Source organism: Microbacterium sp. LBN7 (assembly GCF_045690345.1).
In the GTDB taxonomy this organism is placed as follows: Bacteria; Actinomycetota; Actinomycetes; order Actinomycetales; family Microbacteriaceae; genus Microbacterium.
This window is the reverse complement of record NZ_CP147856.1, coordinates 971,053-985,764: the sequence shown is the minus strand read 5'-3', so window position 1 is coordinate 985,764 and position 14,712 is coordinate 971,053. Positions and strand designations below refer to the sequence as shown.

The following is a 14,712-nucleotide window of genomic DNA, read 5'->3' as shown; positions in this document are numbered from 1 at the left end:
ATAGGGGGATGACGACCGACTTCAGAGCGCACTTCGACTTCACGATCGCCTTCGCCAACGGCGGCGGCATGCAGGGCGAGGGATTCCGTCTCGATGTGCCGCGCGAGGAGATGACGTCGGATCAGGTGGGCGCGCTTCTCGTCGCGCACCTGGGTCTCGCGCTCGTCAGCGAGGTCGTGATCCGCGACCTCCGGATCGTCGCCGAGGCGCATCGCGGCAGTCGGGGCGTCGAGACGTCGGCCCCCGTCGAGGCCTCTGCGGCGATGCGCGTCATCGATCTCAGCCACCCGATCGAAGCGGGACTGGTGACCTACCCCGGGCTTCCCGCGCCCACCATCACCTCGCACCTCACGCGCGAGGACTCGCGATCGAAGTACGCGCCGGGGACCGAGTTCGCGATGGACATCATCACGATGATCGGGAACACCGGCACCTACATCGACTCGCCGTTCCACCGCTACGCGGACGGCGGCGATCTGGCTTCGCTCGACCTCGAGACCCTCGTCGATCTTCCCGCCGAGGTGTTCCACCTGCGGGACGCCTGGACGGCCGAGCGGCGCGGAATCGCGGCGATCACGCTCGGGGATCGCGACCTCCGCGGCGCCGCCGTCCTCCTCGACACCGGATGGGACCGGCATTTCGGGACCCCGGCGTACGGTACCGGCTCGCCGTTCCTCGCCGAGGACGCCGTGCGCTTCCTCGTCGAGGCCGGCGTGCGGCTCGTCGGCATCGATGCGCTCAACATCGACGACACCGAGAGCGGAGGGGAGCGGCCGGCGCACAGCATCCTGCTCGCCGCCGGGATCCATGTGGTCGAGCACCTGACCGGGCTCGACCGGCTGCCGCCGCGCGGCGCCCGGTTCACGGCCGCGCCCCCGGCGGTGCGCGGCTTCGGCACATTCCCGGTCCGCGCGTTCGCGACGGTCGCGGCACCTCACTGATCACACGAGCCACATGGGTTTACAGGTGTCCCACCCACCCCATAGAGTGTGCACATCGAGAAAGGGGTACGTGGGATGCCCGAAGTGCCTGACGTCCGGTTCCTCACGGTGGCCGAGGTCGCCGAGCTCATGCGCGTGTCGAAGATGACCGTGTATCGGCTCGTTCACGCCGGCGAGCTGCCTGCCATCCGCTTCGGCCGCAGCTACCGCGTGCCCGAATCAGCGGTCAGCGACGCCCTGCAGCGACCCATCGCCGACGTCGGCTGATACCTGACGGGAGGATGTCGTGGATGTCAGCACGTTCTACGCCCTCTTCTCCACCACGTGCTTCACGCTCACCGGGCTCTGGTGGAACGTCGTCCGAGCTCGCCGTGACTGGACCGCGGATCCGGCGATGCGTCGCACGATCGGCGGCATCTACCTCTCCTTCCTGCTGCCGGCCCTGATGGGCCTGTTCGCCCAGGTCGGGGGCACGGAGAACCCCCTGCTGTGGCGCACGTCGTTCGTCGTCGTCGCCGTCGTCGGCGGCGCATCCATGGTGCGCCTGGTCGCGCAGGCCGGTCGTGACGGCACCCCCGCGGCGATCCGCTGGACCCAGCTCGGGACCGTGCTCGTGTACATCGCGATCGCCGTCATCGGCGTCGCTCCACAGCTCGTGACGTCTCTCGGCCTCACCGGAATCCAGGTCGAGGCGCTGCTCCTCATCGGCCTGGTGGCTCTCGGGCACGCCCTCGTGTGGCGGTTCCTGGTGACGGACGACGTCGCGGAGTGAGACCGCACAGAGGGGCCGCTCGGGTTTGCTAGACTGATCCGAGGCATTTTTTCGTGCCCGTTACCCGGGCGTCCGATTTTGCGCGACGCCCAGCCGCTGACTTAGTGAGGTTTCCGTGGGTTCTGTCATCAAGAAGCGCCGCAAGCGCATGGCGAAGAAGAAGCACCGCAAGCTGCTTCGTAAGACTCGCCACCAGCGCCGCAACAAGAAGTAAGCGGCCAGACACGAGCGCCTGTCTTCGGACGGGCGCTTTGTGTCTCTGCCCGCATGTCTGCACCGTCGAGAGGACGTCATGAAGTCGATCACCGTCACCGAGCTTGCCGAGCGCTCCACCACGCCGCTCATCGACGTGCGCGAGACCGCGGAGTTCGCCTCGGGCCATGTTCCCGGTGCTGTCAACATCCCGATGTCCGAGATCGGCAACCGCCTCGACGAGCTGCCCGATGAGGCCTTCGACGTGATCTGCCAGATGGGCGGTCGCTCTGCCCGTGTCGTCGAGGCGCTCGAGGCGCGCGGCTACGACGTGACGAACGTCGAAGGCGGCACCGGCGAATGGATCGCCCAGGGCCGCGAGGTCGAGGTGCCGTCGGCGTGACCACGCTGACGCTGATCGGCAAGCCCGACTGCCATCTCTGCGACGTCGCGTCCGAGGTGATCGACGCGGTCGTCGCCGAGCTGCCGGACGCCGCTGCGGAGCAGATCGAGATCACCGAGGTCTCCATCAAGGACGACCCGGCGCTCTACGAGCTGTGGTGGGAGAAGATCCCGGTCGTCCTCATCGACGGACAGCTCCATGCGCACTGGCGGCTCTCGCCCGACCGGCTGCGCCTCGCCCTCGAGGAGTCCGTCCGAGCCGTCGCGCTGAGCGACCAGAAGGAGTCGAAGTGACCGTTCGCCATGTCGTGACGTGGAAGCTCGCCGCCGAGGATGCCGCCGAGCGCGGCGCGCAGGCCGCCGAGGTCGCCCGTCGTCTCAATGCGCTCGACGGCGTGGTGCCGCAGCTGCTGTCGATCTCCGCCGGGGCCAACATGGCCTACCCCGACGCGAACTGGGACGTGACCCTCGTCGCCGACTTCGCCTCGATCGCCGCGCTCGAGGAGTATCAGGTGCACCCCGCGCACGAGGAGGTCGTCGCCTACGTGCGCTCGGTCGTCGCGTCGCGCGTCGCCGTCGACTTCGAGGTCTGATTCGGAAACACGGCCGTCACAATCGGACACACTTGCAACACAAATGTGATCCGCGGAGGTCCTCTCCCGTTGGTCGGGGCGACGAGCCGCATGTTTAGATGATCACCTACCAGTCCGTGGGCGTCATCGCCCTCGTCTCACAGGAGTCGACATGTCCCGTCGCAACATCCTCGCCGGCCTCGCCCTCGTGGCGACCGCCACTCTCGCCCTCGCAGGCTGCGCCACGGGCGCGGGAGACTCCGGAGGCGGCGAGCCCGCCGCGGGTGACGAGTACGGTCTGGTCGAGGCGGGAACGCTGACGGTCTGCTCCGACATCCCCTACGCGCCCTTCGAGTTCGAGGGCGGCGACAACGGCACCGGCTACACCGGGTTCGACATCGATCTGCTCGACGCGATCGCGAAGAAGCTCGACCTCAAGCTCTCGGTGCAGGACGTCGGATTCGACGCACTCCAGTCCGGGACGACCCTCGCGGCAGGCACCTGCGACATCGGCGCCTCGGCCATGACGATCACCGACGAGCGCAAGGCGAACATCGACTTCTCCGACCCGTACTACGAGTCGCTGCAGTCGCTGCTCGTGCGCACCGACTCGGGCATCAAGTCGATCGACGACCTCTCCGGCAAGAACGTCGGCGTGCAGCAGGGAACGACGGGTGAGGCCTACGCGACCGAGAACGCGACCGGCGCCCAGCTCGTGCAGTACCCGTCCGACGGCGAACTGTGGCCCGCGATGCAGGCCGGCCAGATCGACGCGATCCTGCAGGACCAGCCCGTGAACCTCGAGCACGAGAAGGCCGACAGCGCCTACAAGATCGTCGAGGAGTACGAGACCGGCGAGTCCTACGGCTTCGCGTTCGCCAAGGGCGAGAAGGACGCGCTGCGCGAGGCGATCAACGGTGCGCTGAAGGAGCTGCAGGACAGCGGCGACTACCAGACGATCTACGACAACTACTTCACCGCGAAGTAATCGGCGAGCAGCGTAGAGCAAGGAGACCTTGACAATGGCGTTGAGGCGCACCACCAAGAGCAAGCTCTATCGGTACATCGTCTATGTGGTGCTGATCGCCGTCGTCGTCTGGGCGGCGGTCAGCACCGACTGGGCGAAGATCGGTCCGCTGTTCTTCAACCCCGAGGTCGCGGTCAAGATGTTCCCCGGGATCATCACGACCGCGCTCGTCAACACCCTGTGGTTCACCGCGGTGGCGTTCGTCGCAGGGCTCGTGCTCGGCGTGGTCCTGGCGCTCCTGAAGCTCTCGAGCATCGGGCCCTTCCGGTGGATCGCCACCGCCTGGATCGAGCTGTTCCGCGGGCTCCCCGCGATCCTCACGATCTTCGCGGTGGCCTTCATCCTGCCGATCGCTCTCGGGATCTCGGGCCGTGATCTCGGCGGTCCTGTCGTCCTGGGGCTGATCGGTCTGATCCTCGTGGCGTCGGCCTACATGGCGGAGACCATCCGCGCCGGCATCCAGGCGGTTCCGAAGGGCCAGACCGAGGCGGCTCGCTCGCTCGGCATGTCGCCCATGAAGACCACCTTCTGGATCATCGTGCCGCAGGGGTTCCGGATCATCATCCCGCCGCTGACGAACGAGTTCGTGCTGCTGCTGAAGGACACCTCGCTGCTCTTCGTGGCGGGTACCTTCATCTGGTCGAAGGAGCTCACCAACTTCGCCCGTGACGCGGCGACGCAGAACACGAACGCGACGCCGCTGATCATGGCGGCGATCCTGTACCTGATCGTGACGATCCCCCTCACACGCTTCAGTGCGTGGCTGGAACGACGGATGGCGAAGCAGCGATGATCACCGACCTGATTGATGTGCACGCCCCGGCGATCGACCTGCAGGGGCTCGTGAAGAGCTTCGGCGACAACGAGGTGCTCAAGGGCATCGACCTCACGGTCACCGCCGGCGAGGTGGTCTGCGTGATCGGCCCCTCGGGGTCGGGCAAGTCGACGCTGCTGCGCTCCGTGAACCTGCTCGAGGAGCCGACGGGCGGCAAGGTGCTCATCGAGGGGATCGACATCACCGACCCCGACGTCGACATCGACCGCGTGCGCACGCGCATCGGCATGGTATTCCAGAGCTTCAACCTGTTCCCGCACCTCGATGTCATGGGCAACCTCATGATCGCGCAGCAGCGCGTGAAGAAGCGCTCCAAGACCGAGGCGCAGCAGGTCGCGCTGGCGATGCTCGCCCGCGTCGGGCTGGCGGAGAAGGCCGATGCCTATCCCGGGCACCTCTCGGGAGGTCAGCAGCAGCGCGTGGCGATCGCCAGGGCGCTGTGCATGAACCCCGACATGATGCTGTTCGACGAGCCCACCTCGGCGCTCGACCCCGAGCTCGTCGGCGAGGTGCTGCAGGTCATGCGCTCCCTCGCGGACGAGGGCATGACGATGCTGGTCGTCACGCACGAGATGGGCTTCGCCCGCGAAGTCGGCTCGCGGCTCATCTTCATGGACGGCGGTCACATCGTCGAAGAGGGCGACCCGCGCGAAGTCCTCGGAAACCCGCAGAACCAGCGCACGAAGGACTTCCTGTCCCGCGTGCTCTAGCACCCGGCTCCAGTTCGCTCGTCGCGCGGGAGCAGCGACACGAAACGCCTCACGTTCCGCGGAACGTGAGGCGTTTCGTCTCGTCGCTGCGCTCCTCGCGCAACGACCGAGAAGCGCGGTCAGGCCTCGACGACCTCGGCGTCCGCGGCATTGCGGCGCACCGACTCGATTCCGGCGAGAGCGCTCGACTTCGAGGAGTAGCCCTCGCTGACGGCGACGACCTCGCCGTTGCCGGCCTTCAGACGGAACCGGTATTCGCCGGACTTGTCGGTGTACAGCTCGAACTTGCCTGCCATGGAGGCGTCCTTTCTCTGTCGGGTCGGGGGATCGACCCTTCGCGTTCACGCTATCCCCACCCGTATATCGGAGGGAAGAGCCGGTCAGCCGCGCGGATGCACCGCGACGGGCTCGGGCGCGACCGCGATGCGCACGCGGTCGCCGAAGGAGGGATGGATGCCGGGTGCATGCTGCACCCGCACGAGCTCGCCCGACTCGGTCCGCACCAGCGTGCGTCGCATGCTCCCGAGGAAGGTGCTCTCCTCGACGAGCGCGTCGGTCGCGGCATCCGCCTCGGAGGCGAAGTGCACGTTCTCCGGACGGAGGTACACGTCGACCGGACCGTCGGCCGGCGTCTGCAGCGGCAGCGCCTGCCCCCACACCATGACATGATCTCCGTCGGCGACCCCCGAGACGACGCTGGAGAGCCCGACGAACGCGGCCACGCCCGCCGTCGACGGCGTCGTGTACAGCTGCTCGGGGGAGCCGATCTGCTCGATGCGACCGGAGTTCATCACCGCGATCCGGTCGGAGACGGCCAGGGCCTCCTCCTGGTCGTGCGTCACGAAGACGGTCGTGATGCCGAGGCGCAGCTGGATGCGGCGGATCTCGTCGCGCAGCTGCACGCGCACCTTCGCGTCGAGGGCGGACAGCGGCTCATCGAGCAGCAGCACCTTGGGCTCGGTGACGAGCGCGCGGGCGAGGGCCACGCGCTGCTGCTGACCGCCGGAGAGCTGGTGCGGGAAGCGGTCGGCGAAGTCGGCGAGACCCACGAGGGCGAGGGCGTCGAGCGAGCGCTTCGCGGCATCCGTCTTCCCTGCTCCCCGCCGCCGCAGGCCGAAGGCGGTGTTGTCGACGACGCGCAGGTGCGGGAACAGGGAGTACGACTGGAAGACCATGCCGATGTCGCGCTTGTTCGTCGGCACGCGCGAGACGTCGCCGCCGCCGAGCAGCACGGCTCCCTCGTCGGCGCCCTCGAGCCCGGCGAGCACGCGCAGGAGCGTCGTCTTGCCGCAGCCGGAGGGACCGAGCAGGGAGACGAACTCACCGGGCGCGATGTCGAGGTCGACGCCGTGCAGCACCCTCGTGCCGGCGTAGCTCTTCACGATGCCCTGCAGCTCGACGCGGGTGCCCTCCCCGGCTTCGGCGAGCAGCACGTTGTCCTTCGTTCGGGGGAGCGCGTGGTCGAGGGTCATGAGCGGGCCTTTCCGGTGCCGCGGGCGACGCGGCCGAGGACGAGGAGCAGGACGAAGACGAAGACCAGGGCCAGCAGGGTGAAGATCGCGGGTGCGTAGGGGTCCTGCTTCTGGACGACCACCATCGCGGTCTGGAAGACCTGGCGGTTCAGGAGAGAGGCGATCGTGAACTCGCCGAGCACGACGGCGATCGAGATCAGGGATGCGGCGAGCAGGCCCTGACGGATGTTCGGAGCGAGCACCTTCAGCACGACGGTCGGCCAGCTCGCCCCGAGGGAGCGGGCGGCCTCGGCGAGGGTCTTGAGATCTGCGGCGTCGATCGAGGCCTGGATGGAGCGGAACGCGAACGGCAGCACCGTGATGCCGTACGCGAACGCGAGCGTCCAGGTCCCGGTGCCGAGGGAGCGGCCGATCTGCAGGTAGATCGGCGCGAGGCCGACGACGAGCACGATCGCGGGGATCGAGATCGGCAGCAGCACCGCGAACTCGAACGCCGGCTTGAGCTGGGGGAAGCGCAGGTTCACCAGGATCATCGTCGGTGCCAGCAGGAAGAGCACGATCGCGACCGTGACGACGGCGAGGATGAGCGAGTTGCCGAGTCCGGTCCAGATCGGCTTGATGGCGGCGGATGCGGCGGGGTCGAACAGCGCCGTCCAGTGGATGAGGGACATCCCGCCGGACGGATCGCGCAGGGTGAAGAGCAGCGTCGACACCAGCGGGATCGCGAAGAAGGCGCCGACCAGGATGCCGATGACCCAGCGGGTCGCGAGCGAGGGGCCGAGGCGGTTCACGACTGCCACCGCGCGGCTCGACGCTGGATGAGCGAGTACAGGGCCATCACGACTCCGACGATGACGATCATGCCGAGGGCGAGCGCCCCGGCGAGGTTCTCCCGGCCGAGCACGGTCTCACTCGTGAGGGCGGTGCGGATCTGCAGCGGCACGATCTGCGAGCCCTGGCTGGCGAGTGCGGCCGCGGTCGCATAGGACGAGAACGCGTTCGCGAACAGCAGCAGCAGGCTGGCGAGGAACGAGGGGGCGAGCACAGGGATGCCGATGCGCAGCCAGAAGCTCGCGCGGGTGCCGCCGAGCGTGAGGTTCGCCTCGGACCACTGCGGCTTGAGCGCGGCGAGTGCGGGCATGAACGTGATCACCATCAGCGGGATCTGGAAGTAGATGTAGGGCAGGATCAGGCCGGGAAGCTCGTACAGCCAGGTGCCGTTCGCGTAGATGTCGATGCCGAAGGAGTCCTGGAGGAAGAGCTTGAGGACGCCCTGGATGCCGATCGTCGCGATGAACGCGAACGCCAGCATGACGCCGCCGAACTGCGCGAGCACGCCCGCCGCGGCATCCACCATCGACCGGATGGCCCCCTCGGGGTTCATGCCGAGCAGCGCGTAGCAGACGAGGGCGCCGACGAGCGCCCCGACGACGGCGGTGAGCAGCGACAGGCCGGCGGAGTTGGCGAACGTGGTCAGCACGACCGGATCACCGAGCGCCGACACGTTGGTCCATGTGAAGGCGCCGCTCTCGGTGAAGAAGCCGGAGCCGATCGCGAGGGCTGTCGGGACCGCCAGGAAGAGGACGACGTAGGCGGCGAAGGGCACGAGGCCCAGCCAGGCCCACGAGGGCGCGGACCGCCGGGCCCTCGCGTCATGCGAGGTCCCGGCGGTGGTGACAGGGGCGGATGTCGCGGCATCCGCCCCCGTTCGGGTGAGGGTCGTCACTGGACGGCCGCGGCCCACTTCTCGCCGAGCAGGGTACCGGCGTTCGTGGACTGCTCCTCGGTCGGCACGACGGTCTCGGACGGAACCTCGGGAAGGGTCGCGGCCAGGTCGGCGTCGATCGTGCCCGCCTCGGTCATGGCCTCCATGCGGGCCGGACGTGCGCCGCCCTTGAGCCACAGGTTCTGGACCTCGTCGCTGTAGAGGAACTCCTGCCACAGGCGCGCGGCGGCCGGGTTCGGGGCATCCTTGTTGATCGCCTGGTTGTAGTAGCCCGCGTAGCCGGTGCCGTCGAGCACGACGACCTTCCAGTTCTCGTTGTCGGCCACGTGCGACGCGTTCAGGTAGTCCCAGTCGAAGACGACGGGGGTCTCGCCGCTCGTGACGGTCGCGGTCGTGACGTCGACCTTGAGCAGGTTGCCGGCCTTCTGCAGCTCGGAGAAGAAGTCGATGCCGGGCTGGAAGTCGTCGAGCGTGCCGTCGGACTGGACCGTCGCGAGGCCCACCGCGGCGAACGCCGCACCGGCCTGAGTCGGGTCGCCGTTGATCGCGACCGCGCCCTTGTAGTCGGCGCTCTTCAGGTCGTCGAGCGACTCGGGGGCATCGAACTTCGAGGAGTCGTAGCCGATCGACATGTACCCGCCGTAGTCGCCGACGAACAGGCCGGTCGGCTCCTTGAGGGCGTCGGGGATGTCGTCCCAGGTCTCGACCTTGTACGGCGCGAAGACGTCGGTGTTCTGCAGGGCGACGGTCAGACCGAGGTCGAACACGTCGGGGGCGGTGTCGAGGCCCTGGTTGGTCTCGGCGGCCTGGATCTCCTCGGCGCTGGAGACGTCGGGCGACGCCTCGTTGATCGTGATCTCCGGGTACTTCTCGGCGAACAGATCGAGGATCTCGCCGTAGTTCGCCCAGTCGCGGGGGAGTGCGATGACGTTGAGCTGCCCTTCCGCCTTCGCTGCAGCCTCGAGGTCGGCGAACGTGCCGAAGTCGGCGACCGACGTCGCGGATGCCGCATCGACGGCGGAGTCGCCGCCACCGGCGGAGGCGTCAGCGGCGCCGGAGCACGCGGTGAGCGCGAGTACGGCCGTGGTGGCCAGGGCGATGCCGGCGCCGATGCGCGCGCGGCGGATGTTGCGAGCCATGTGATTCCTCTCGGGTGACCGGCGAAGGCCGGTTCGGGGTTGCGAGAGGACACTATGAGGGCGAGGTTGCCGATTGTGCCGGCGAGGGTGAACGTCAGGTGACCGGGTCGTGGCGAGAACGCGCTCGCGAGCGCCTGCGGAGTAGAAGTGCGCTACGGGAGGACGAATCCGGACGATTCATCCTTCGGAAGCGCGCTTCTCCTGCGCTGCGGAGCCGATGCCGGTGGCGTTCAGCCCTGCGGGACCGCGTACTTGAAGCCCTTGTGCGAGCCGACGTACCCGAGGTGCTCGTAGAAGCGGTGCGCGTCGATGCGGCTGGCGTCCGAGGTGAGCTGCACCATGGCGGCGCCGAGGGCCGGTGCGGCGTCGTCGGAGACCCAGCGCATCAACGCGGAGCCGATGCCGGACGAGCGCAGGTCGCTGCGCACCCGTACGGCCTCGACGAGAAGCCGACGGGCGCCCCGTCGCGACATGCCGGGGATCGAGGTGAGCTGCAGAGTTCCGACGATGGCGCCGTCGAGTTCGACGACGAGCAGATCGTTCGAGGCGTCGGCGAGGATCTCGACGAGTCCGGCGGTGTACGCGGGGCGATCGTCGTCGGATGCCACGTCACCGCGGGCAGCGCTGATCGCGTCGTCGGCGAGCAGGGCGATGACGGCATCCGCATCGTCGATCGTCGCCCGGCGCAGGACGGCGGCGCCGGCGCGGGAGTCGATCGGATGCGGCAGGGCGAGGGCATCGAGCATGCGTCCAGTCTGACATCCTGAGGGGATGGACATCGGCGCACTCCTCGGGCTCGAGCAGCTCACCTGGGGGATGCTGATCCTCGTCATCGTGGCGGCTTTCGCAGCCGGTTGGATCGACGCGGTCGTCGGCGGGGGAGGTCTGCTCCAGCTTCCTGCCCTCCTGCTGATCCCCGGGATGGCGCCCATCCAGGCCCTCGCGACGAACAAGCTCGCCTCGGTCTTCGGCACGGCGACCAGCAGTGTCACGTACTACCGACGGGCGAAACCCGACATCCGCACGGCTCTGCCCATGGCCGGGATCGCCCTCGCCGGGTCCTTCGGCGGGGCGGCGGTGGCGACGATCCTGCCGCCCGCCGCCTTCAAGCCCATCATCGTGGTCGCGCTGCTGGCCGTCGCGCTCTTCACCGCGTTCCGACCGCAGATGGGGGCGGCGACGAAGCTGCGGTTCCACGGGCACAAGCACCACGTCATGGCCGGTCTCGCGGGTCTCGCGATCGGCTTCTACGACGGGATGATCGGCCCGGGAACCGGCACCTTCCTCGTCATCACCCTGGTGGCGCTGCTCGGCTACGACTTCCTGCAGGCGAGCGCCAAGGCCAAGATCGTGAACTTCGCGACGAACGCGGGTGCCCTGCTGCTGTTCATCCCGAACGGATCGGTGCTGTGGCTGCTCGGCGGCATCCTCGCGGTGGCGAACGTCGGCGGCAGCTACCTCGGGTCGCGGATGGCGATCTCGCGCGGCACGACGTTCATCCGCGTCGTGTTCCTCGTCGTGGTGATCGGGCTCATCGGCAAGCTCGGCGTCGACGTCTGGAACGAGAACATCGCGCCGGCGCTGGCCGCGGCCTGACCATCACCCCGAGTGCTGAGACCGCCCTCTGGGTTGCTGAGACCACCCTCTGGGTTGCTGAGCCTGCCTTCTGGGTTGCTGAGCGTGCCTTCTGGGTTGCTGAGCCTGTCGAAGCACCAGCGACGGGGCCCTTCGACAGGCTCAGGGACCCAGGCTCAGGGACCCAGGCTCAGGGACCCAGGGCTCGGGGACCCGGGCCCTTCGACAGGCTCAGGGACCCAGGGCTCGGGGACCCGGGCCCTTCGACAGGCTCAGGGACCCAAGTGGCGGCAGGCTCGACGACCGGAGGAGCCCGGTCGTCGAGCGAGCGAAGCGAGACGAAACGCCATGAGACGAGACGCGCGGATCAGGCCTCGTCGTCCTCCGGCTCGAAGTCGACCCCGGCCTCGGCGCGCTGCGCCGGGGTGATCGGAGCCGGAGCCGCGGTCAGCGGGTCGAAGCCGTTGCCGGACTTCGGGAAGGCGATGACCTCGCGGATCGACTCGGTCTTCGACAGGTGCTGCAGCACGCGGTCCATGCCGAGCGCGATGCCGCCGTGCGGCGGAGCGCCGAACTTGAACGCGTCGAGGAGGAACCCGAACTGCTCGTCGGCCTGCTCGTCGCTGATCCCCATGACCTCGAACACGCGCTTCTGCACGTCTTCGCGGTGGATGCGGATCGAGCCGCCGCCGAGCTCGGAGCCGTTGCACACGATGTCGTACGCGTAGGCGAGGGCCGAGCCGGGGTCGGTGTCGAACGTGTCGGCGAACTCCGGCTTCGGGCCGGTGAACGCGTGGTGCACGGCGGTCCAGGCGCCGGCGCCGACGGCGACGTCGCCCGAGGCCACGGCATCCGCCGCAGGTTCGAACATCGGGGCGTCGACGACCCAGGTGAACGCGAACTCGTCCGGGTTCAGGTAGCCGAGGCGGCGGCCGATCTCGACGCGCGCGGCGCCGAGGAGCGCACGGCTCTCCTTGGTGGAACCCGCGGCGAAGAAGACGCAGTCGCCCGGCTCGGCGCCGACGAAGGCCGCGAGGCCCGCCTGCTCCGCCTCGGACAGGTTCTTCGCGGCAGGGCCGCCGAGCGAGCCGTCCTCGTTGAAGAGCACATAGGCGAGACCGCGGGCACCGCGCTGCTTGGCCCAGTCCTGCCACGCGTCGAGCTGCTTGCGCGGCTGGCTCGCGCCGCCGGGCATCCGCACGGCGCCGACGTACTCGGCCTGGAAGACGCGGAACGGCGTCTCGGCGAAGTACTCGGTCGCCTCGACGAGCTCGAGTCCGAAGCGCAGGTCGGGCTTGTCGGAGCCGTACTTCGCCATCGCGTCGGCGTAGGTCAGGCGCGGCAGCGGGGTCGCGACCTCGACGCCGATCGTCTTCCACATCGCGACGACGAGCGACTCCATCAGCGCGATGACGTCTTCCTGGTCGACGAAGCTCATCTCGATGTCGAGCTGCGTGAACTCCGGCTGGCGGTCGGCACGGAAGTCCTCATCGCGGTAGCAGCGCGCGATCTGGAAGTACTTCTCGACGCCGCCGACCATCAGCAGCTGCTTGAACAGCTGCGGGGACTGCGGCAGCGCGTACCAGCTGCCGGGGCTGAGGCGCGCGGGCACGAGGAAGTCGCGGGCGCCCTCCGGCGTCGAACGCGTGAGGGTCGGGGTCTCCACTTCGGTGAAGTCCTCGGCGTGCAGCACGTCGCGGATCGCCTTGTAGACGTTCGAGCGCAGGCGCAGGTTCGACGCCTGAGCCGGACGACGAAGGTCGAGGTAGCGGTACTTGAGGCGTGCCTCCTCGCCGACGGTCTCGGTGTCGGCGACAGCCGTCGACACCTGGAACGGCAGCGGAGCGGACTCGTTGAGCACCTCGACGTCGTTCGCGATGAGCTCGATCTCGCCGGTCGGGAGGTTGGGGTTCGCGTTGCCCTCGGGGCGCTGCGAGACCTCGCCGGTCACCTTCAGCACGAACTCGTTGCGCAGCGGGTGGGCGATCTCCTCGTCGCGGATGACGACCTGGGCGATGCCCGACGCATCCCGAAGATCGATGAAGGCGACTCCTCCGTGATCACGACGGCGATCGACCCAACCCGTGAGGGTGACGGTCTGACCGATGTGCTCGGCTCGCAGAGAGCCTGCCGAGTGGGTGCGAAGCACGGAGGATTCCTTCTGATCTGGGAAATGGCGAACCCGCCCAGTCTACGGGCGCGGGAACCCGGAACGATGCGGGGTCGGCCACGACGCCACGACGCGACGAGGGCAGTCGCTAGACTCACGCCGAAGCCACGACGGTACGAGGGGCCGGCGGGCGAACAACGAAGGAGAACCCATGGATTCCAACATGCTGAGCGAGCAGGTCTTCAGCACGAGCTCGGTCGTCATCTCGGTGATCTACTACCTGATCTACGCGATCACGATGTGGAAGGTCTTCTCCAAGGCCGGATACCCGGGAATCCTCGCGCTGATCCCGATCGTCAACTGGGTGTTCCTGGTCAAGATCGCCGGCATGTCGGGCTGGGCGGCGCTGCTCTACCTCATCCCGATCGTGAACGTCATCTTCGCGATCGTCGTCGCCATCAAGGAGGGCAAGAACTTCGGCAAGGGCGGGGTCTTCTCCTTCTTCCTGCTCTGGCTGTTCCCCTTCATCGGCCACCTGATCATCGGCTTCGGCTCGGCCCAGTACAACAAGGTCTGATGTCGCGAGAGCGCCTGCATCTCGTCAGACACGGTGAGGTGCACAATCCTCATCGTGTGCTCTACGGGCGACTTCCGGACTATCACCTGAGTGAAGCCGGCCGGCGCATGGCGAGGGCGGCGGCGGACCACGTCGCCTCCCTCGACCGCCCGATCGCCGCGCTGTACTCCTCGCCGCTGGAGCGGGCGCAGGAGTCGGCCGAGCCGTTCGCCGAGCGCTTCGACCTGGTGCCCGAGATCGACGTGCGCGTGATCGAGCCGACCAACGTGTTCGAGGGAACCCAGATGCGGCGATCCCTGATGAATCCGCTCAACTGGTGGCACCTGCGTCAGCCGGCGCTGCCGAGCTGGGGCGAGCCGTACGCGTCGATCGCCGAGCGGATGCTGGGCATCATGGACGAGGCGTGGGATGCCGCCGACGGCGGCGACGTGGTCATGGTCTCGCACCAGGCGCCGATCTGGATCACCCACCTGAGGGTGGCGGGTCTTCCGCTCCGCCACGATCCGCGCACACGGCGCTGTGCGCTGTCGAGCGTCACCTCGTTCGAGAGGGTCGGCGATGTCTGGCGCGAAGTCGCCTACGCGGAGCCCGCAGCGACCGACGGCGCGGTCGACGTCGGGGCGGTCTGACCGGCAGCCTCGTCCACCCCATGCATAGGAACC

Annotated in this window: 20 protein-coding genes; 13 read left to right on the top strand and 7 right to left on the bottom strand. The window is 68.3% G+C overall.

Going from position 1 to position 14,712, the window contains the following annotated elements; translation table 11 throughout:
- Window positions 1-8: 8 nt before the first annotated feature.
- The 10 genes from LBN7_RS04720 (at window position 9) to LBN7_RS04675 (ending at window position 5,451) form a co-directional block, all read left to right on the top strand.
- Window positions 9-941, top strand: coding sequence for a cyclase family protein (locus LBN7_RS04720; RefSeq protein ID WP_407361096.1), 933 nt, complete (start codon window positions 9-11; stop codon window positions 939-941).
- Between the two features lie 75 nt (window positions 942-1,016).
- Window positions 1,017-1,208 (top strand): helix-turn-helix domain-containing protein, encoded by a 192-nt coding sequence (locus LBN7_RS04715; RefSeq protein ID WP_116634440.1) that lies wholly within the window; start codon window positions 1,017-1,019, stop codon window positions 1,206-1,208.
- 19 nt (window positions 1,209-1,227) lie between these two features.
- Window positions 1,228-1,713, top strand: a complete 486-nt coding sequence (locus LBN7_RS04710) for a hypothetical protein (protein ID WP_116634441.1) — start codon at window positions 1,228-1,230, stop codon at window positions 1,711-1,713.
- A 115-nt stretch (window positions 1,714-1,828) separates the two neighbouring features.
- The gene (locus tag LBN7_RS04705; RefSeq protein ID WP_003792170.1) at window positions 1,829-1,927 is read left to right on the top strand and encodes a 30S ribosomal protein bS22; all 99 of its coding nucleotides are present in this window, start codon (window positions 1,829-1,831) and stop codon (window positions 1,925-1,927) included.
- 78 nt (window positions 1,928-2,005) lie between these two features.
- Window positions 2,006-2,308, top strand: a complete 303-nt coding sequence (locus LBN7_RS04700; protein ID WP_407361095.1) for a rhodanese-like domain-containing protein — start codon at window positions 2,006-2,008, stop codon at window positions 2,306-2,308.
- Window positions 2,305-2,601 carry a glutaredoxin family protein gene (locus LBN7_RS04695; RefSeq protein WP_116634443.1) on the top strand — a complete coding sequence of 99 codons (297 nt, stop codon included), beginning with the start codon at window positions 2,305-2,307 and terminating at the stop codon, window positions 2,599-2,601. The genes LBN7_RS04700 and LBN7_RS04695 overlap by 4 nt, the downstream gene beginning before the upstream one ends.
- On the top strand, window positions 2,598-2,900 hold the full coding sequence (locus tag LBN7_RS04690; protein WP_116634444.1) for a Dabb family protein: 303 nt from the start codon (window positions 2,598-2,600) through the stop codon (window positions 2,898-2,900). The genes LBN7_RS04695 and LBN7_RS04690 overlap by 4 nt, the downstream gene beginning before the upstream one ends.
- A 151-nt stretch (window positions 2,901-3,051) precedes the next feature.
- Window positions 3,052-3,867 carry a basic amino acid ABC transporter substrate-binding protein gene (locus LBN7_RS04685; RefSeq protein WP_116634445.1) on the top strand — a complete coding sequence of 272 codons (816 nt, stop codon included), beginning with the start codon at window positions 3,052-3,054 and terminating at the stop codon, window positions 3,865-3,867.
- A gap of 34 nt (window positions 3,868-3,901) precedes the next feature.
- Complete coding sequence (locus tag LBN7_RS04680) at window positions 3,902-4,699, top strand: amino acid ABC transporter permease (protein WP_407361094.1); 798 nt, start codon at window positions 3,902-3,904, stop codon at window positions 4,697-4,699.
- On the top strand, window positions 4,696-5,451 hold the full coding sequence (locus LBN7_RS04675) for an amino acid ABC transporter ATP-binding protein (RefSeq protein ID WP_116634447.1): 756 nt from the start codon (window positions 4,696-4,698) through the stop codon (window positions 5,449-5,451). The genes LBN7_RS04680 and LBN7_RS04675 overlap by 4 nt, the downstream gene beginning before the upstream one ends.
- Before the next feature lie 119 nt (window positions 5,452-5,570).
- Here LBN7_RS04675 and LBN7_RS04670 read toward each other — a convergent pair whose 3' ends face one another.
- The 6 genes from LBN7_RS04670 to LBN7_RS04645 all read right to left on the bottom strand — a co-directional run bounded on the left by LBN7_RS04670 (window position 5,571) and on the right by LBN7_RS04645 (window position 10,534).
- Entirely contained in the window at window positions 5,571-5,747 is a 177-nt protein-coding gene (locus LBN7_RS04670; protein WP_116634448.1) for a YegP family protein, read from the bottom strand.
- Between the two features lie 84 nt (window positions 5,748-5,831).
- A complete protein-coding gene (locus tag LBN7_RS04665; protein ID WP_407361093.1) occupies window positions 5,832-6,923 on the bottom strand; it encodes an ABC transporter ATP-binding protein in 1,092 nt (363 codons plus the stop codon).
- The gene (locus LBN7_RS04660; RefSeq protein WP_407361698.1) at window positions 6,920-7,714 is read right to left on the bottom strand and encodes an ABC transporter permease; all 795 of its coding nucleotides are present in this window, start codon (window positions 7,712-7,714) and stop codon (window positions 6,920-6,922) included. The genes LBN7_RS04665 and LBN7_RS04660 overlap by 4 nt, the downstream gene beginning before the upstream one ends.
- Window positions 7,711-8,649, bottom strand: coding sequence for an ABC transporter permease (locus LBN7_RS04655; protein WP_407361092.1), 939 nt, complete (start codon window positions 8,647-8,649; stop codon window positions 7,711-7,713). The genes LBN7_RS04660 and LBN7_RS04655 overlap by 4 nt, the downstream gene beginning before the upstream one ends.
- Entirely contained in the window at window positions 8,646-9,788 is a 1,143-nt protein-coding gene (locus LBN7_RS04650) for an ABC transporter substrate-binding protein (RefSeq protein WP_407361091.1), read from the bottom strand. Before LBN7_RS04650 ends, LBN7_RS04655 begins: the two co-directional genes overlap by 4 nt.
- Before the next feature lie 230 nt (window positions 9,789-10,018).
- Window positions 10,019-10,534, bottom strand: a complete 516-nt coding sequence (locus LBN7_RS04645) for a GNAT family N-acetyltransferase (RefSeq protein WP_341946244.1) — start codon at window positions 10,532-10,534, stop codon at window positions 10,019-10,021.
- A gap of 25 nt (window positions 10,535-10,559) precedes the next feature.
- On the opposite strand from LBN7_RS04645, the gene LBN7_RS04640 reads away from it, so the two are divergent.
- Complete coding sequence (locus tag LBN7_RS04640) at window positions 10,560-11,384, top strand: TSUP family transporter (protein ID WP_116634452.1); 825 nt, start codon at window positions 10,560-10,562, stop codon at window positions 11,382-11,384.
- 346 nt (window positions 11,385-11,730) lie between these two features.
- Here the strand turns inward: LBN7_RS04640 and aspS are convergent, their stop codons facing one another.
- The gene (gene aspS, locus LBN7_RS04635) at window positions 11,731-13,512 is read right to left on the bottom strand and encodes an aspartate--tRNA ligase (protein ID WP_407361090.1); all 1,782 of its coding nucleotides are present in this window, start codon (window positions 13,510-13,512) and stop codon (window positions 11,731-11,733) included.
- Window positions 13,513-13,684: 172 nt separating this feature from the next.
- Here aspS and LBN7_RS04630 point away from each other — a divergent pair, with 172 nt between their 5' ends.
- Together LBN7_RS04630 and LBN7_RS04625 are read left to right on the top strand one after the other, a co-directional pair.
- The gene (locus LBN7_RS04630) at window positions 13,685-14,050 is read left to right on the top strand and encodes a DUF5684 domain-containing protein (RefSeq protein ID WP_116634454.1); all 366 of its coding nucleotides are present in this window, start codon (window positions 13,685-13,687) and stop codon (window positions 14,048-14,050) included.
- On the top strand, window positions 14,050-14,679 hold the full coding sequence (locus tag LBN7_RS04625) for a histidine phosphatase family protein (protein WP_116634455.1): 630 nt from the start codon (window positions 14,050-14,052) through the stop codon (window positions 14,677-14,679). Before LBN7_RS04630 ends, LBN7_RS04625 begins: the two co-directional genes overlap by 1 nt.
- Window positions 14,680-14,712: the final 33 nt, after the last annotated feature.